The following is a 17,691-nucleotide window of genomic DNA, read 5'->3' as shown; positions in this document are numbered from 1 at the left end:
AGGCGCCCGGTTATTTGACCTGAAAGCCTTCCCAGAAGGTATCGACCTTGTCGATCCAGATGGTGTTGAACCCGGTAGCGATCGCCGAACCCTCGATCGAGGGGATGATCGCCGGCTGGTCGCCCAGCATCACCGATTTCTCCACACGGCCAACAAAGCGGCTGCAGATGTAGCTTTCGTGCACGAAGCTGTCCCCCACGGCCAGACGTCCCGTCGCCGCCAGATGCGCCAGGCGCGCTGAGGTGCCGGTGCCGCAAGGGCTGCGGTCGATCGCCTTGTCGCCGTAGAACACGGCATTGCGGCCATCGGCGCCTTCGTGTTTGGGCTTGTCCGCCCAAAGTACATGGCTGACACCCCGGATCGTGGGATCGAGCGGATGAACCGGCTCGAACTTAGCCCGAACCGCCTCGCGGACACGGCCGCTGAGATCGATGATCCGCGCCGCGCCAAGATCGTCAAGGCCGGTATAGGCGCCCTGCGGCTCGACGATGGCATAGTAGTTGCCGCCGTACGACACGTCGATCGAGAGCGGGCCGATACCCTCCACGTCCACCTCGATACCGCGCGCGGCGACATAGGCGGGGACGTTGGTGATGCGCACCGAAGTGACCTTCGGCCCCTCGGTTTCATAGGCGATCTCGATCACGCCCGCCGGCACTTCCACCCGCAGGCGGCCCGGCGTGGCGGGCTGGATCAGCCCGTGTTCCAAGCCGAAAGTGACGATGCCGATGGTGCCGTGGCCGCACATGGGCAGGCAGCCGCTGGTCTCGATAAACAGGATGCCGATGTCGTTCGCGGCATCGGTGGGCGGATAGAGGAACCCGCCCGACATCATATCGTGGCCGCGCGGTTCGAAGCACAGGCCGGTACGGATCCAGTCGAAACGCTCCAGGAAATCCTGGCGCCGCTCGGACATGGATGGGCCCTTCAACAGCGGAACCCCGCCCGCTATCAAGCGGACGGGGTTACCGGCTGTGTGGCCGTCGATGCAGAAGAATGTGTGCCGCATCGATGCTCCTTCAGGCTGCCTTTGCGACGGAAAGATCCGGCCGGGTAGCAGCGGCCTTTTCGACCATCGCGATCACTTCGGCGCGGCGCTCGCCCTGAAGCAAATAGCGCGGGGGCAGTACGCGCTCGGAACCACGGCCCATGACTTCCTCTGCCAGCTTGATCGACTGGACAAGATCATGCTCGGCATCGAGGTGCAGCAGCGGCATGAACCAACGGTAGATTTCCATGGCCTTGGCATGGTCGCCGCGCGCGAACGCTGCAACCAGTTCCACCGATTCCTTGGGGAAAGCGTTGGTAAGGCCCGAAACCCAGCCCTGCGCGCCGAGGTACAACCCTTCCAGCGCCACGTCGTCGAGACCTGCAAACAGCACATAGCGATCGCCAAAAGCATTGCGGAAATCGGTAAAGCGGCGCGTATCGGGGGCCGATTCCTTGACCGCGACGATGTTCGGCACCTCGATCAGCTGCGTCAGAACTTCCTGGTCGATCACGGTGCGATAGGCCGGGGGGTTGTTGTAGAGCATGATCGGCAGGCCGGTCTGGTCGGCAACGCCCTTGAAGTGAGCGACAAGTTCATGCGCCTTGGGCACGTAGACCATCGGCGGCAGCAGCATCAGGCCGTCCGCGCCGGCCTTTTCCGCGGCCTGCGCATAGCCCGCCGCGCGGCGCGTGTCGTATTCCGACACGCCGGTGATCACCGGCACGCGGCCGTGCACCACTTCGACGATGGCGGAGAGAACCTGGACCTTTTCGTCATATTCCAGCGAGTTGTTTTCGCCCACCGTGCCGAGCGCGATCACGCCGGTCACCCCGTCGCGGATCAGATCGTCGACGACGCGCTGGGTGTCCGCGATATCGATCGACAGGTCAGCGCGGAGCTGCGTGGTGACTGCCGGGAAAACACCCTTCCAACCGATTGCCATGAAATTGTCCCATCATGCGTTAGCTTGAGATATCGTATACGATATTATTTCTAACCGATCAATGCTCTTGTTTGCGCCTGCACACGAGGTTAATTCGGCCACGCTCGGAACAGCGGATCGTCGAAATCGCCGGATAACGGGCGCAGACGATCGATGATGCATGCCGGACCGGGGATCTGGCTCGCACTAGTCATCTGAATCTAAAGTTCGCCACATAATGTGCGTTCTGCGGTCTGGCAGAAGCGCTTGACCGAGGCGAGGATCTCGTCTGCCGACTTTGTCCATCGGTACGGTTTTGGGTTCTGATTGTGGCGTTCGATGAAGGTTCGGATGTCCTGCTCCAGTTCGCTCGTGGAGGTATGAACGCCGCGGCGCAACTGCTTGCGGGTAAGCTCGGCAAACCAGCGTTCGACCTGGTTGATCCAGGATGCCGAGGTTGGCGTGAAATGGACATGGTAGTGCGGGCGGCGGGCGAGCCATGCCCGGACCAACGCGGTCTTGTGGGTGGCGTAATTGTCCATGATGATGTGGACATCGAGGTCGCGCGGTACCTGCGCGTCGATCTGTTTGAGGAAGTCGAGAAACTCGGTGGCGCGGTGCCGCTTGTAGCATTTGCCGATGACAAAGCCCGAGGCAATATCGAGCGCTGCGAAGAGTGAGGTCGTGCCATGGCGGACATAGCTGTGCGTGCGGCGCTCCGGCATGCCGGGCATCATCGGTAGGACCGGCTGCTCGCGATCGAGAGCTTGAATCTGGCTCTTCTCGTCCACGCTGAGCACCAACGCTCGGTTGGGCGGCGACAAATACAGACCGACGATATCGCGGACCTTGTCGACGAACAGCGGATCGCTCGACAGCTTGAACGTCTCCGAGCGGTGCGGCTGAAGTCCGAAGGCCGTCCAGATGCGTCGGATCGTCGTGTGTGAGAAGCCAGTTTCTCCTGCCATCGAGCGGATCGACCAGTGGGTTGCGTCATCGGGCTTTGAACGCAGCGTCCGCTCGATCACGGCCGCCACCTGATCGTCCGCTATCGTTCTGGGTCTGCCTGGTCGAGCCTCGTCCAGCAGCCCTTCGACACGATCCTTGAGAAAGCGCCGACGCCACTTGCCGACGGTGTGCTCATGCACTCCCAACTCGGCCGCTACGACCTTGCTCTGGATGCCGTCCGCGCAGCGTAGGATGATCCGACACCGCTCCGATATCGAGCGGGATACCCGCCGCCGACGGACCTGCCGCTCCAAATACTCACGTTCTTCAGGCTCCAAAACTACCGGTGCCGTCGGCCGTCCGCTCGCATTCGCCATGCTGCGCTCCTCTTGTCGCGCACACAACATACAATGAAGCTTACTTTAGTTCCAGATGACTAGGGCGTAGACTCATTACGCAGCACACCACAGTCGGGTGCAGATGAGTTTGACGGCGGCGAGATAGTTTTCGGCATACTTGTCATACCGGGTAGCGATGCCCCGGAACTGCTTGATCCGGCTGAAGAAGCGCTCGACCAGAGTGCGCTGGCGGTAGAGCCATGACGAAAACCCGTAGCGCTGCTTGCGGTTGGATCGGTTGGGAATGTTGGCCCAGACGTTCCTAGCTGCCGCAGCCTCGCGGATGGCGTTGCTGTCGTAGCCCTTGTCGCCCAGCAATGTAGCGCCTTCAGGAATGCCTTCGATCAAGGCCTCTGCCTCGCAAGCATCGTGGACCTGGCCGCCGGTAAGCCTCAGGCCGACAGGACGTCCATCAGCGTCGACAAGAGCGTGGAGTTTGGTCGTAAGGCCGCCCCTGGAACGTCCCATGCCATGATCGCTGGATCCCCCCTTTTTGCCGTCGCACCATGCTGGTGGACGCGCACGCAGGTGGAATCGATCATCACCAGTTCGCCGTTGAAGCCCGCTGAAACCGCCGCCAGCAGCCGATCCCAGACCCCTGCTTTGCGCCAGCGGACAAACCGGTTGTAGCACGTGGTCGGCGGCCCATAACGTTCGGGAATTTCCGCCCAAGGTGCTCCTGAACGAAAGCGCCACATGATACCGTTGAGCACCCGCCGATCATCGACCCGGGGCACGCCGCGGGGTTTATTGGGCAGCAGGGGCTCGATAATCGCCCACTCCCGATCCGACAGTTCATACCGGCGACGCGCCATTCAACCCTCCATGTCTGGAGGCACCTGAATCACGCGGCCGTTATGACCTCAACCCCTTTTATGAGTTTGCGCCCTAAATCGTGCGGCTACGCGAGCATGAAGATCGTTGGCAGGTTCCCCGGACCGGCGGGGGGCATAGTCATTCTCGACACCGTCAAGCGCCCTTTCTAGAGCTTCGATCGGCATCACTGGAGGGCGCAGCCGCTGCATTTATAACTATCTTAGCGTGAAAGTTTCCTCAATGAATCTCAAAAATTGTCGCGGATGCCTGTGGTCCAATTACCGCAGGCCACCTAGCCACCGCGCCGATCGAGGGCTTCGACCGGCGGTGAGATAGCATGCGTCAGACTGCCAGATCCGCTTGAGCTTTCTGAATATGATCTGCCAATACGGTACCTGTGACTGGCTTGCGGACGACCGGAATCCTCCGAAATCGGTCAGGCATCAGAACATTATCGCCATAGCCTGTCGCGAAGACGAACGGTACACCCGCTGAAAGCAGGATGTCCGCAGTTTCAGCAGACGTATCATCTCCCAGACTGAAGTCGAGGACGGCGCAGTCCGGTAAAGCGACGGCAATCTCATTTTTGCCTGCGCGACATCGGCCGCCAGACGCACGGAGCTCGCGCCCAGCGTCGTGAGCATCTCTTCGGTGTCCATCGCGATCAGCGCCTGATCTTCGACAAGCAGTACGTCGAGGTCGCGGAACGCCACGCCGCCAATGGATTGCGATTCGGTGGGCGCCATAGTGACGCCGCTGCGATGGGGGCCAAGGTGCCTGGCTGGAATGATCAGTTTTACCCTCAGTCCCGAAGGGTCGTAGTCAATCTCGGCCGAACCGCCGAGATCGTATCCCATGGTGGTCTGGATAAGCTTGCTTCCGAAACCGGTGCGAGTAGGGGGCGAAACTCTTGGCCCACCGTGCTCGTGCCAGACGAGACAGCAATCACCTCCCTCGGTCATTTTCCAGGAGATCGCCAGATGGCCGGTATCGTTCGAAAGCGCGCCATACTTGGCGGCATTGGTCATCAGCTCATGGACAACCAGAGCCACCACGCCAAAGGTCCGCTCGGAGAGGCCGATGGCGGGGCCCTGAGCACTTACGCGATCCGCTGCGCTTCCATAGCGGTGGAGACTGGCCTCCGCTTCGATAAGTGTTTCCAGATTGCCCCTGCTGCCCGTTTCCAGTGACTGGTCGTGGGCAAAAGCCAGCGCACGCAGTCTTCCTTCCATCGACGCCGCATAATCTTCCACACTGGCCGCGTTCGCGCCCGTTTGCCGGGCGATCGATTTGACGAGCGAGAGGATATTCTTGACCCGGTGGTTCAGTTCGTCATTCAGCACCCGCCGCCGCTGCTCGGTCCGGTCTCGCTCGTCTGCAGTAGCTTCGTTGTAGCGAAGAACCACGTCGCGCAGGTACGCGCGAATGGCCTCAGCGACGGCCATTTCCGCGTCGCTCCAAGGCCGTGATTGTCCGCGTACGTCCTCGCGCCACGTGTCAAAACTGCCGCGAGGACTGAGCCGGTCACCCAAGGGACCACTGACGATTTGCTTGACCGGCTCGCCGGCCCATTCCACCTGGAATGCCTCTTCGCTGCGGAACAGCAGCAGATAATCGCGCGAAACTGACGAGATCGGGATGGCCAGCCCCCCCTGCGACCTCGGATCCATAATCGCCGACCAGTTCACCGATGGCGCGGAGATCCGTTGTTGCCCACACGTTGCCATCCGCGAGGTATCGAACTTTCTCCACCAGGGCCACGATGTCATCAGGGGGCGGCGTTCGTCCGATTGCCGTCCAGCTATCGTTGATCGACACCCCGGCGCCGTCACTGGCGATGAGGCTGCTCAATTCGCCGAGATGCCGGGATAACGCCTCGTCGAGAGGCTCCCCCGGCGCGATTTCGCCGGCGATGATGCCGAGGCGCTCGCGGGCTTCGTTCGCAGCGACCAAAGCCGAGCGTCGCTCGGCCAGCGCCATTTGCATGGAGAAGTATTGTGCGAACAGTTCCGCGCCGACGCGTAGCGGCATCGGCACAACCTTGGGTGTATCGTGGTGACAGGAAATCAGGCCCCACAACTCGCCATCCACAACGACCGAAATCGACATCGATGCGGCAACCCCCATGTTTCGAAGGTATTCGCAGTGTATGGGCGACACGCTGCGCAGCTGCGCGAAGGACATGTCGACAGGTTCGGCGCCATCCCTCACCGGCGGCTCGAGCGGGACGGGCGCGAAGTTCACGTCGCCGATCATGCGGATGGTGTTCACCAGATACAGACGGCGCGCCTGATAGGGAATGTCGGACGCAGGGAAATGCTGGCCCATGAAGCTTTCAAGGTGGCTCGCCTTGGCTTCGGCAATGACGCGGCCCGCGCCGTTGTGCAGGAACCGATAAACCATGACCCTGTCATAGCCCAGCATTCCGCGGATCAGCCGGGCACCTATCCTGGCGATGTCATCAACGGTCGATTCCAGTCCGATCCGCCTGACCAGGTTTTGTGTCATATCCAACGCGTCTTTCGCGGCGCTGGATTGAATCGATGTCGGCTCGATCTCGATGAACACCCAATCCTTGTGCCGGTGGATGACCGCATCGATCGGTACATCGAGGTTCGGAAGTGACACGCCGAGCAGGACGCCGGCCATGTGCGAGCCACCCGCCTTAGCAGCTGCATTGCGAAGATCGTGGGCGGCATCCGCACCCAGGACCTCGGCGAGCGACAGGCCGTGAAGGCTCGAGTTGCGTTTGCCCAGGAGGTCTTCGGCCGTCTGCGAGGCATACACCACCTGGGTCGTCGTGGGATCGCATACCAGCATCGCGCCATGAGGCTGAATGCTGCCAGGGATATGGATCGGTTCGCGATCGCAATTTGTCAGGTCAACGGTCATGAATGCGAAGCCGATCGTTGAGGTTTGCCAATGCGCTAGCCAAGTTTTTGGAGGAAGTCGACCAAACCAGCAACGCCATTCCAGCGGGGGGAGGCCATCTGCAAACCTGTCACCCGGCCAAAGAAACCAGCCCATTGCGGTGCACGTCAGTAACGTCGCACCGGCAGGACCCGGTTAGATACTCGGGTCAGCATCATTGACTCGCTTCGCTTCCCCAGCAAAAGATCGGCATGCCTACGTCCCCGTCCCCCCGCCTTATTTCGCTCCCGCCAGAGCTGATCGCTTACGTCGAGAAGCGTATCAAATCAGGTGACTATGGCAGTTCCGACGAAATCATCTCGGCGGCGTTCGATCTCCTGCGCGGGCAGGACAATGCCCTTGCTGGCGTAAGCGAGGGTTGGCCTCATGGCGGAGGAGAATGTGGGCGCCTGATCGGCGAACGCGATTGGACGGCAACCGTCCTTGGGCATAGCGCGTCTTGGCCTACTGAACTGAGGGCGACCGTCGCCAACATCGTCAACTCTCCCGTCGCCAAGGTGCTGATGTGGGGAGCGGAGCACGTCATGCTCTACAACGACGGGTATCGGGCTATCGCGGGGGACCGCCATCCGCTTGCGCTCGGGACACCGGTAGCCAAGGCCTTTCCCGAGGTCTGGGAATGGAACCGGCCGATCCTCGAAGCAGGCATGCGGGGCGAAATCGTAGCGCACCGCGATCAGCCAATCCAGTTCCATCGTCCCGACGGTCCGGAAACGATGATCCTCGATCTGTTCTACACCCCCGTATATAAGACAGACGGTCAGGTCGGCGGCGTGATGTGCACGATCGTCGATAACAGTGGCCGTGTCGATGCGGAACGTCGCCTGGCAGAAAGCGAGGCCGAACTGCGCCGGATCACTGACGCGCTGCCGCTACTCGTTTCCTACGTCGACCGCGATCATGTCTACCGTTTCGCCAATGCCTGTTACGAAGACTGGTTCGGGCCGCATCCCGACACTATCATCGGCAAGCCGGTTGCCGCAGTTGTCGGAGAAGCGGTCTACGAGGATCGCCGGCCCTCGATCGCCCGGGCGCTGGCGGGAGAAAGCTTTTCGACGGAAGCGATCCTCCCGCGCAAAGATGGCCAGAACCGCCGCTGCGAACTGCGGTATATTCCCCACATCGACGATGCCGGAGTGGTCCACGGCGTGCACGTGCTGGCCATCGATATCGAGGAGCGCGCACAACGCGAAGCGGCGCTCGTTGTCAGCAATGGCCGCTTCCGGGCGGCGATGGATGCCGTCCACGGGGTGCTATGGACCAATAGTCCGGATGGACGGATGATTGGCGAGCAGGCCGGTTGGGCCGAACTGACCGGGCAATCCATTGACGAATATCAGAACTTTGGCTGGGCTGACGCTGTCCATCCTGACGACACGGCGGCAACGATCGAGGCGTGGAACGCTGCGGTGTCGGCCAGGTCTATGTTCGTGTTCGAGCATCGGGTGCGGCGTCATTGCGGCACGTGGCGAACCTTCGCGATCCGCGCGCTGCCCCTCCTCGATGACGCCGGACAGGTTATCGAATGGGTTGGTGTACATACGGACATCACGCATCAGCGTGCCGCCGAAGCCACCTTGCGCGAACAGGCTGACAACCTCGCACGTGAGGCTCGTCATCGTCGGCGCGCCGAAGAGCAACTTCAGTTGCTGAACGAAGACCTCGAAGCGCGCGTGATCACCGAGATCGATGAGCGCCGCAAGGCCGAAGCCAAACTGACCCAGGCACAGAAGATGGAAACGGTCGGCAAGCTGACCGGGGGCGTCGCCCACGATTTCAATAACTTGTTGCAGGTTGTTTCCGGCAATCTCCAATTGCTGATGAAAGACATAGCGGGCAACGACCGTGCCGAGCGGCGCGTGGCCAATGCCATGGCCGGCGTCTCGCGCGGCGCCAAGCTTGCATCCCAGCTCCTTGCATTTGGCCGGCGCCAGGCGCTCGAGCCAAAAGTCGTAAACGTGACGCGCATCATCCGGGGGATGGACGACATGCTCCGCCGGGCGATCGGGGAAGCTGTGGAGATCGAGACCGTCGTGGGCGGCGGCCTCTGGAACACGTTCATCGATCCTGCCCAGATCGAGAACGCTTTGCTGAATCTGGCCATCAATGCGCGCGATGCGATGGAGGGGCAGGGCAAGCTCACGATCGAGGTCGGGAATGCGCATCTCGACGACCACTATGCTGCCACACACGATGAGGTGGTCGCGGGGCAATATGTGATGCTAGCTGTCTCCGACACCGGTTCTGGAATGACCGCCGAGATCCGAGAGAAGGTCTTCGAACCATTCTTCTCGACCAAGGGTGAAGGCAAGGGATCGGGCCTTGGACTCTCGATGGTGTATGGTTTCGTCAAGCAGTCCGGCGGGCACGTGAAGATCTATTCCGAACTTGGCGAAGGCACGACGGTCAAGCTTTATCTGCCTCGCGCGATGCAGGCCGAGGACTTCGAGGTCATTGTCGATAGCGGTCCTATCACCGGTGGCACCGAGACCGTGCTGGTGGTGGAAGACGATGCCGAGGTACGTGCCACCGTCGTCGAGACACTGACCGATCTGGGTTACAGCGTTCTCAAGGCCGTCGACGCCGCGAGCGCATTGAACGTGATCGAGAGCGGGGTGCCGATCGATATCCTTTTCACCGACGTCGTGATGCCGGGAACCCTCAAGAGCCCCGAACTCGCACGCAAGGCGCGCGAACGACTTCCGAATATCGCGGTCCTGTTCACGTCGGGCTATACCGAAAATTCCATCGTTCACGGCGGCAAACTCGATGCGGGCGTCGAATTGCTGTCCAAACCCTATACGCGTGAGGCACTCGCACGCAGGTTCCGTCATGTACTCGCCAACCAGAAACAGCGCGGCCTTACCGATCACGGCGCTGCTAGCGCTGCCGGCACGGATTCGACCGCAGCCCAACCAACTGCTGCGTCGATCACCGTTCTGCTGGTTGAAGATGATGACCTGATCCGGATGAATACTGCCGACATGCTGCAGGCCGCCGGTTTTGTCGTAGTCGACGCTGGCAATGCCGAAGACGCGATGACCGCCTTGCAGACTGTTCGCGTCGATTGTTTGGTGACGGACGTCAACCTTCCAGGGCTCTCCGGTCCCGAATTTGCCGCAAAAGCCCGCTCCCTGCGGGAGGGCATTGCCATCGTGTTTGCAACGGGCGACGCATCGGTAGAGCATGACCTACCGGGCGCTATTATTTTGACAAAGCCTTACGGCATGGCAGCGTTGAGTGCAGCCGTATCGGCGGCCGTCGGAAACGTTGGGCCAGAAGAAATATCCGACAAGAGCGCTACGGTCTCCGGCTCGCACGCCACTAGTCGTCCTGATCAAGCATGATTTGAACTGTTCCACGCCGCACAAGCGTGAACGGCGGCTTACGCTCTAAAAACTGACGATTTACGATAAGCGAGGAAAGACTGCAAAGTCCCACTTGCAGGCAATGAATGGAGGGCCGAAATCGGGCAGCTGACTTTCGCCCAGGCACGTCTGCGATCAGGACGAAAAGCGTTAACTCCGATATGTGACAAGGTCTTAGTTCACCGCCGGCCGAGAAATGGAAGCGACGTAGGCGGCGATAGCGTCGATCTGGGCATCGCTGATTGCAACGCCTCCCATCGGCGGCATCGGCGCGGGGAAGCGCTTGGGGTTGGGCACGCCGTCCTTGATCGAGCGGCGAATGCCGGCAAGGTCGCCCTTGCTCCACAGCCACTCGGCATCGACGAGGCTCGGCGCGACCGGGGTGCCTTCGCCGTCCGCGCCGTGGCAGCCGGAGCAGCTGGCACTCGCGATCTCGCCCACGTAAAGCCGCCGGCCGAGCGCGACTTTCGCATCTCCGCCAGGCGCGGCGACCGAAGGCGCCGCCGGTGCCTTGGCCATCTCAGCCGCGCGCGCGCCGCTCACGGCTGCCGCGCGGTCGCCTTTGTAGGTAATGCGCCAAATGCGGCCTTGCTTGTCGTCGCCCACATAAAGCGCGCCGTCCGGCCCAACGGCCAGCCCCGAAGGCCGGAAATCGGCCTTGCCCGAAGCCTTGTCAGGCCCGGCGAAACCATCGGCGAACACGACGTAGTCGCTGATGGCCTTGCCGCCGCGCATCGGTTGGAACACGACGTTGAAGCCCTGCTGGGGGCCCGGTGCGCGGTTCCAGGAACCGTGAAAGGCGATGAACATGCCGCCGCGATAGGCGGAGGGGAACTGCGAGCCTTCATACACAGCCAAGGCATTCGGCCCCCAATGCGCTGGGAACGCGGCGACCGGCCCGGTGCGGCTCGCGCACAGGCTTACGGCCTTGCCGCCGTCGCCGCCGTATTCGGGGGCGAGCACCAGCCTGTGCTGGCCGGGATCGTAGTAGCATTCCGGCCAGCCGAAATCGTCGCCCTGCTTGACTTGCAGCAGCACTTCCGCCGGCAGCTCCTGTCCCTGTTTGGCCGAGTAGAGGGCGCCCCAGTTCTCGTGCAACTGGTCGCGCCCGTGCTGGGTGGCAAAGAGTTGCCCGCCGGAATCGAGCGCGATGCCCACCGCGTTTCGGATGCCCGATGCGAAACGGGCGGCGGGGGAGAAGCGCTGACCGGTCTTCCCCGCGTCGAAGCGCCAGATGCCAGCACGCAGGGCCTTCTCGGCGCAAGGGGTCTGGCCCGGCGCCCCGGCCTTTCGATTTTCAGCCTGGCAGGCGTTGGTCGCGCTGCCGCTGGTGACGAAGAGGCTGCCGTCGGCGCGGATGGCGATGCTGTGCGAAAAGTGGTCGCCTTCGGTCGGCAAACCGGAGACAACGACCTGCTCGGTGTCGCCTATGTCATGCTTGGTGCTGTCTAGGTCATAGCTGACGATGCGGTCCCCGCTTTCCAGAAAAACCCGGTTTCGGAATACCGCAAGGCCGGTTCCGCCGATCTGGCCGGCAAAAGGCCGTTGAAAGCGCTCAGCTTTTCCATCGCCATCGGCATCCTGCAGGACGATCAGGCCGGACGCCACCGCCTCATCCTCCGGATCGGGAGCGCTGTTGGCATAGAGCGTGCCGTCCGCGCCCGCCACGATGTGCCGGACGTGCCCGATCTTGTCTGCGAAAATGGTTGTGCAAAATCCGGGCGGCAGCGCCAATCCTGCGGTGTCACATTGCTCAGCGACTGCAGATTCGCGCTTTTGCGGAGCCTGTCCGCAAGCTGCGATGCCCAGAATGGCGCCAATAGTGGAGATATGCGGAACAAACCGAAGCGTCATGGCATGCAGGCCCTTGCCTTCCGTTCGAACGAACGGGTGAATTTTTCCGGCCTTTAATCTAGTATGAGAAATACATCAACCGGCCGAAGGCCCTGACATGCCCGCATCGCGGGACGCGTTGCCGATCAACATCAGCATCTTGAGCCGGGCCTCCTCGGGATCACCCCGCAGGATGGCGTCGAAAACGGCATCGTGATCGGGCATAGGATCGCGTGATTCCTTACGCTCGTCCCGCGCGAAACGGGTGGTCCAGGCGACCACCGCAGTCACCGAAGTGGCGAGGGTGATGAGTGCCTCGTTGCGCGTGGCCGTAAGGATCAGGCTGTGGAAGTTCTGGTCGGCGGCGCGGCCTTCCGGGGTCTGCAGCCCGAACCGCCGCATTTCCTCCAGTGCGTGACCCATGCGCGAGATGTCCTGGCCGTCGCGGCGAAGCGCCGCGAACTGCGCGGCGGCGGGTTCGACAACGGTGCGTAACTCGAAGATATCCCTCAGGAATTCAGGCGTCGGGCCAGCTTCGAACATCCAGGCGAGGACGTCGAGGTCGAGAATGTTCCAGCGCAGCCGCTCGTTGATGCGCGTGCCGCTCTTGGTCCGGCTATAGACGAGGCCCTTGGCGGAAAGGACGCGAACCGCTTCGCGGTAGGCCGTGCGCGAGACGCCCTGCTCAGCGCTGTAGCGCTCTTCGCCCGGCAGCATTTCGCCCGGCTGATAACGTCCGCCGACAATGGCGATCGCGAGGTCGTGCGCGATCCGGTCATGGATCGCGCGCGTCGGCTGGGTCGCGTGCCGCGACAGGGGGTGGTCGTCCGTTGCGCTCATCGCCCTCTCGTCCGCTGTGCCGGCCCGCCCGTCAACCCCGCGTCGCCGATGTTTGGCATATCTAGTATGAGAAAATATCGATAAATTTAGGATATCGCGGCGCCTCTAGGAGGATTTCGGCTTGTCATAGCCATTTGTATCGATAATCTAGTACGAGAAATAAAAACAAGAATCGGAGGGGTACAATGAAGATCGGACTGAAGCTGGGTGGCATGTCGGCCATCGCGTTCCTGTTCGCCCACGCCGGCGGGGCTCGGGCGCAGAACGTCTTGCCTGTCGAAGACGCCGCGCCCACGGCTGAGCAGGCCGCGACCTCACCGGAAACGGCCGCGAACGACATCATCGTCACCGGCATGCGCGCCAGCCTGTCGTCGGCCCAGAACATTAAGCGCAACGCCCAGCAGCTGGTCGACTCCGTGGTCGCCGAGGACATCGGGAAGCTGCCCGACAACAACGTCGTCGAGGCGCTCCAGCGTGTGCCCGGTGTGCAGGTCGCGCCCCGCGCCCGCGGTGAATCTGGTACCGTCCTGATCCGCGGGCTCCCGGATGTCGTGACGCTCGTCAACGGGCGGAACATCTTCACCACGACCGGCCGTTCGCTCTCGCTCGCCGACGTTCCGGCCGACCTCGTCGCCGGCGTCGACGTCTACAAGTCGCGTTCGGCGCAGCAGCTGGAGGGCGGCATCGCCGGCCTCATCGACGTGCGCACGCGGCGGCCATTCGACTTCAAGGGCTTCCAGCTCGCGCTCGCCGGACGCGAGGTCTACAGCGAGCAGCCCGACAAGATCGACCCCTATGTCAGCGCTCTCCTGACCAACCGCTGGGACACCGGCATCGGCGAGATCGGCGCGCTGGTCAGCGTGTCCTTCCACCAGACCCGATACCGCGACGAGACGATCTTCGGCGGCGGCTACTTCGGCTACAACCTCGATAACAGCCGGGCGCCCTATACGCCGGGCGTCCCGCTCGATCCGCGCGGCACTAATCCTGCGGAGCCGCGCGTGTTTCGCACTGACGTGATCGGCGCCTTCGATCGCATCGGCACCCGCAAGCGACCGGCCGCCAACGCCACGCTGCAATGGGCGCCCGACGACCGGCTGACCATCCGTGCGGACGGGCTGTTCTATGGCTTCCGCGACGAGGGCAACGGCAACCAGAACTTCACCTCGATGAACGGGGCCCTGCTTTCGCCGCTACAGTTCGTAGACGATACCAAGCTGGTGCAGTCGCTGAGCATCGCCAATGGCCGCGTTGCGCAGTTCGGGCAGGCCTATGACAGCAAGGCCGATCGCTACCAGGCAGCGCTGGGCGCGGATTGGAAGAGCGGGGACTGGACCGCCGCGACCGAATTTTCCTACACCCGCTCGAAGGCGACCGACATCGCCAACAACCTCGACGTGGACTTCATCGCCTCGCGCACGGATGCGGTATTCAACAACGGATCGGGCACCCCGACTTTCGTGCTGCCGAACGACGATATCGCCGACCCCGCGCGCTATTACCTCTCGCGCATCTCGACCACGCGCACGGTAGGCGATGGCAAGGAACTGGCATGGCGTGGCGACGTATCTTACCGCTCGCCGTTCCTGATCTTCTCAGGGGTCGACGCGGGGCTGCGCCTCAGCAAGCGTGACGCGAAGTCCGACAGCTTCGTGCAGACGGTGAACTGCTCCGCCACCGGCGCGGTCAGGTGCTACACGATCAAGGCGGACAGCATCCCCGGCCTGATGACCCAGACGCCGGGGGGCTTCATGGAAGGCACGCGCCCGTATGCGCGGCAATGGGCGATACCCTCGACCAGCTACCTGCTGAACAACATTGGCGCGCTGCGGCAGACCTTCGGACTGGCGGCGGGGGATCCCGCGTTCCAGGACACGCAGCACTTCGACATCACCGAGAAGAACTACGCCGGCTATCTCCAGGCGAACGTTGAGGTCGGGCGCCTCGATGGCCAAATCGGCTTGCGCGTGATCGAGACCGACATCACCTCGAACGCATTCCTTGTTCTGCGCGGCGCGACCTCGCCGGTGACGATCCGTAACAAAAGCACCGACGTGCTGCCGAGCCTGGCGCTGCGCTACAAGCTGAAGGACAACCTGTTCCTGCGCTTCGCCGCGAGCAAGACGATCACCCGCCCCAGCTTCGCGCAGCTCAATCCGGCGGTGACGCTGACCCCGCCGATCCCCGGCCAGCAGCCGTTCGGACGCGGCACCAGCGGCAATGCCGACCTGAAGCCGATCCGCTCGGACAACTACGACCTGTCGGTGGAATGGTACATCGACCGTTCCAGTTCGATCACCGCGACGCTGTTCCGCCGCGATGTGTCGGGCTTCATCCAGTCGGTGACGAGCAACTTCGACATCGACTACCTAGGTGCCGACAACGGGGTCTACCAGATTACCCGCCCCGAGAACTCGGGCTCGGGGAAGATCCAGGGGATCGAGGGCGGCGTCACGTTGTTCCCCAAAGGCCTGCCCGCCTGGCTCGACGGCATCGGCCTGAGTGCCAACGGCACGTACATCGACGGAAAGAACAAGGCGCTCTCGCCGCTTCCCGGCGTCACCGGATATCTCGACATTCCGTTCCAGAACGTCTCGAAATACTCCGCCACCGCAACGCTGATCTACGAGAAGGGCGGTTTCTCTGGCCGCGCGTCCTACGTGTGGCGCGACAAGTACAATGCCGGGCTTCACTTCACCGGGGTCAATCCGAATTTCATCACGAACGGGGCGCTCAGCAACCTTGACCTCTCGTTCTCCTATGAGATCAATCCGGACTTCACCGTCGTGCTCGATGCGACCAACGTGCTGAAGAACCTCTACAAGACCTCGTTTGACGATCCGAAGCTCTTCTCCCGCGACACGGTTCTCTACACCCGCACCATCGCGCTCGGCTTCCGGGCCAAGATGTGACCCTGCCCGTGACGCTCCCTTTCAAGAGGATGACCCGATGACGATTTCCAGGGCAATCGCGGCTGTGGCCGCACTGATGGCGCTGCCCATGCCGGCCTTCGCGCAGGCCGAGGCCGAGGCCGCGCGGCCGGTGACCGTCACCGTCGATGCAGGTCACACGGACGGCAAGCTGCCGCCGGTCTGGCGCTTCTTCGGCGCGGACGAGCCGAACTATGCGACGATGAAGGACGGCCGCAAGCTGCTGGTCGAACTGGGCGAGCTGAAATCGGGCCAAGTCTACTTTCGCGCCCATAACCTGCTCAGCACTGGCGACGGAACCCCCGCATTCAAGTGGGGAAGCACCAACGCCTATACCGAGGACAAGGACGGCAAGCCGGTCTACGACTGGAAGGTCGTCGACGGCATCATCGACACTTACCTCGCGCGCGGGGTGCGGCCCTATCTCCAGATCGGCTTCATGCCCGAGGCCCTGTCCAGCGCGCCGAAGGGTACGCCCTATCAGCACCTCTGGCGCCCCGGCTTCGACTACAAGCTGATCGCCACCGGCTGGACCTACCCGCCCAAGGACTACGAGAAGTGGGCCGAGCTGGTTCACCAGTGGACGCTCCACAACGTCGAGCGCTACGGCAAGGCCGAGGTTGAGCGCTGGTACTTCGAGGTCTGGAACGAGCCCAATTCCGATTTCTACTGGTCCGCCAGCCCTGAGGAATTCTACAAGGTCCACGATTACGCCATCGCCGCGATCCGCAAGGCGCTGCCCACTGCGCGCGTCGGCGGGCCGGACGTGGCGGGGCCGGGCGGCACCTTCATGGATGGTTTCCTGAAGCATGTATCCTGGGGGAAGAACTACGCGACCGGGCAGGTCGGCACGCCGACCGACTTCCTCTCGTTCCACGCCAAGGGTAAGCCGACATTCGTGGATGGGCATGTGCGCATGGGCATCGCCACGCACTTGCGAGAGACCGATGGCGGCTTCACCAAGGTGCTGTCGATCCCCGCGCTGGCCCGCAAGCCGGTGGTGATCGGCGAGAGCGACCCCGAGGGCTGTGCCGCCTGTCCGGGGCCGCAGAACGCCTATCGCAATGGCACGATGTACTCCAGCTACACCGCTGCCAGCTTCGCGCGCATCTGGGAACTGGCCGCCAGGCGCAAGGTCAATCTGGAAGGCGTGCTCTCGTGGTCCTTCGAATTCGAGGACCAGCCGTGGTTCGCAGGCTATCGCCAGCTTTCCACCAACGGCGTCGACCTGCCGGTGCTCAACGTGTTCCGCATGTTCGCCCAGCTCGGCGAGACGAAGCTGGCGACCACCAACGCCGCGCAGGTCCCGCTCGATACGGTGATGGCGCAGGGCGTGCAGGGCATGGCCGACATCGGCTCGATCGCCACCCGCACGGCGGACGGCAAGGTCGCGTTGCTGCTCTGGCATTACCACGATGACGACGTCGCTGGGCCGGACGCGCAAGTTACGATCGACCTCAAGGCGCTCAAGGGCGTGCCCGCCAGGGCCAGCCTCTGGCGCGTGGACCGCGACCACGCCAATGCCTTCGCCGCCTGGCAGAAGATGGGCTCGCCCCAGTCCCCTGATCAGGACCAGTACGTGAAGCTAGAGGCGGCGTCGAAAATGCAGGCTGAGCAGGTCGCGGTGACCCGGAGCGGCAAGGGCGCCAGCGTGGCGCTGCGCTTGCCGCGTCAGGGCGTGGCCCTGCTCGTGCTCGACGCGAAGTGAGGGTGG

10 protein-coding genes and 1 pseudogene are annotated in these 17,691 nt (G+C 62.6%); 3 read left to right on the top strand and 8 right to left on the bottom strand.

The features are described 5' to 3' along the window. Positions 1 to 10 precede the first annotated feature (10 nt). The 6 genes and pseudogenes from TQ38_RS21140 to TQ38_RS30655 all read right to left on the bottom strand — a co-directional run bounded on the left by TQ38_RS21140 (position 11) and on the right by TQ38_RS30655 (position 6,967). Positions 11 to 1,009: a 4-hydroxyproline epimerase gene (locus TQ38_RS21140; RefSeq protein ID WP_113942018.1), complete on the bottom strand. Its 999-nt coding sequence runs from the start codon at positions 1,007 to 1,009 to the stop codon at positions 11 to 13. Positions 1,010 to 1,019: 10 nt separating this feature from the next. Next, positions 1,020 to 1,934: a dihydrodipicolinate synthase family protein gene (locus tag TQ38_RS21135; RefSeq protein ID WP_043979023.1), complete on the bottom strand. Its 915-nt coding sequence runs from the start codon at positions 1,932 to 1,934 to the stop codon at positions 1,020 to 1,022. Positions 1,935 to 2,134: 200 nt separating this feature from the next. After that, complete coding sequence (locus TQ38_RS21130) at positions 2,135 to 3,238, bottom strand: IS630 family transposase (protein WP_043979022.1); 1,104 nt, start codon at positions 3,236 to 3,238, stop codon at positions 2,135 to 2,137. Between the two features lie 75 nt (positions 3,239 to 3,313). Next, positions 3,314 to 4,074: pseudogene (locus tag TQ38_RS21125) on the bottom strand (IS5 family transposase). Between the two features lie 444 nt (positions 4,075 to 4,518). Then, positions 4,519 to 5,679 (bottom strand): HWE histidine kinase domain-containing protein, encoded by a 1,161-nt coding sequence (locus tag TQ38_RS30660; RefSeq protein ID WP_255418001.1) that lies wholly within the window; start codon positions 5,677 to 5,679, stop codon positions 4,519 to 4,521. Then, positions 5,600 to 6,967 carry a GAF domain-containing protein gene (locus tag TQ38_RS30655; protein WP_205316182.1) on the bottom strand — a complete coding sequence of 456 codons (1,368 nt, stop codon included), beginning with the start codon at positions 6,965 to 6,967 and terminating at the stop codon, positions 5,600 to 5,602. The genes TQ38_RS30660 and TQ38_RS30655 overlap by 80 nt, the downstream gene beginning before the upstream one ends. A gap of 230 nt (positions 6,968 to 7,197) precedes the next feature. On the opposite strand from TQ38_RS30655, the gene TQ38_RS21115 reads away from it, so the two are divergent. Further along, positions 7,198 to 10,353: a PAS domain-containing protein gene (locus TQ38_RS21115; protein ID WP_082057832.1), complete on the top strand. Its 3,156-nt coding sequence runs from the start codon at positions 7,198 to 7,200 to the stop codon at positions 10,351 to 10,353. A 195-nt stretch (positions 10,354 to 10,548) separates the two neighbouring features. On the opposite strand, the gene TQ38_RS21110 is transcribed toward TQ38_RS21115, so the two are convergent. After that, positions 10,549 to 12,228, bottom strand: a complete 1,680-nt coding sequence (locus TQ38_RS21110; protein WP_043977873.1) for a PQQ-dependent sugar dehydrogenase — start codon at positions 12,226 to 12,228, stop codon at positions 10,549 to 10,551. Between the two features lie 75 nt (positions 12,229 to 12,303). Continuing rightward, a complete protein-coding gene (locus TQ38_RS21105) occupies positions 12,304 to 13,047 on the bottom strand; it encodes a FadR/GntR family transcriptional regulator (protein ID WP_043977875.1) in 744 nt (247 codons plus the stop codon). Between the two features lie 185 nt (positions 13,048 to 13,232). Here TQ38_RS21105 and TQ38_RS21100 point away from each other — a divergent pair, with 185 nt between their 5' ends. Both TQ38_RS21100 and TQ38_RS21095 read left to right on the top strand, forming a co-directional pair. Continuing rightward, on the top strand, positions 13,233 to 15,959 hold the full coding sequence (locus tag TQ38_RS21100) for a TonB-dependent receptor (protein WP_043977878.1): 2,727 nt from the start codon (positions 13,233 to 13,235) through the stop codon (positions 15,957 to 15,959). Positions 15,960 to 15,996: 37 nt separating this feature from the next. After that, entirely contained in the window at positions 15,997 to 17,685 is a 1,689-nt protein-coding gene (locus TQ38_RS21095; protein WP_043977880.1) for a beta-xylosidase, read from the top strand. Positions 17,686 to 17,691: the final 6 nt, after the last annotated feature.

It is taken from the genome of Novosphingobium sp. P6W (assembly GCF_000876675.2).
In the GTDB taxonomy this organism is placed as follows: domain Bacteria; phylum Pseudomonadota; class Alphaproteobacteria; order Sphingomonadales; family Sphingomonadaceae; genus Novosphingobium.
The sequence above is the reverse complement of the archived record's forward strand: the minus strand, read 5'-3'. Positions and strand labels throughout refer to the sequence as shown.

Bases quoted from the DNA above. Each gene is read 5' to 3' on its own strand.
- TQ38_RS30655 (WP_205316182.1), bottom strand. From the start codon at position 6,967: ATGACCGTTGACCTGACAAATTGCGATCGCGAACCGATCCATATCCCT.
- TQ38_RS21110 (WP_043977873.1), bottom strand. From the start codon at position 12,228: ATGACGCTTCGGTTTGTTCCGCATATCTCCACTATTGGCGCCATTCTG.
- TQ38_RS21115 (WP_082057832.1), top strand. From the start codon at position 7,198: ATGCCTACGTCCCCGTCCCCCCGCCTTATTTCGCTCCCGCCAGAGCTG.
- TQ38_RS21095 (WP_043977880.1), top strand. From the start codon at position 15,997: ATGACGATTTCCAGGGCAATCGCGGCTGTGGCCGCACTGATGGCGCTG.
- TQ38_RS21100 (WP_043977878.1), top strand. From the start codon at position 13,233: ATGAAGATCGGACTGAAGCTGGGTGGCATGTCGGCCATCGCGTTCCTG.
- TQ38_RS21105 (WP_043977875.1), bottom strand. From the start codon at position 13,047: ATGAGCGCAACGGACGACCACCCCCTGTCGCGGCACGCGACCCAGCCG.
- TQ38_RS21135 (WP_043979023.1), bottom strand. From the start codon at position 1,934: ATGGCAATCGGTTGGAAGGGTGTTTTCCCGGCAGTCACCACGCAGCTC.
- TQ38_RS21140 (WP_113942018.1), bottom strand. From the start codon at position 1,009: ATGCGGCACACATTCTTCTGCATCGACGGCCACACAGCCGGTAACCCC.
- TQ38_RS21130 (WP_043979022.1), bottom strand. From the start codon at position 3,238: ATGGCGAATGCGAGCGGACGGCCGACGGCACCGGTAGTTTTGGAGCCT.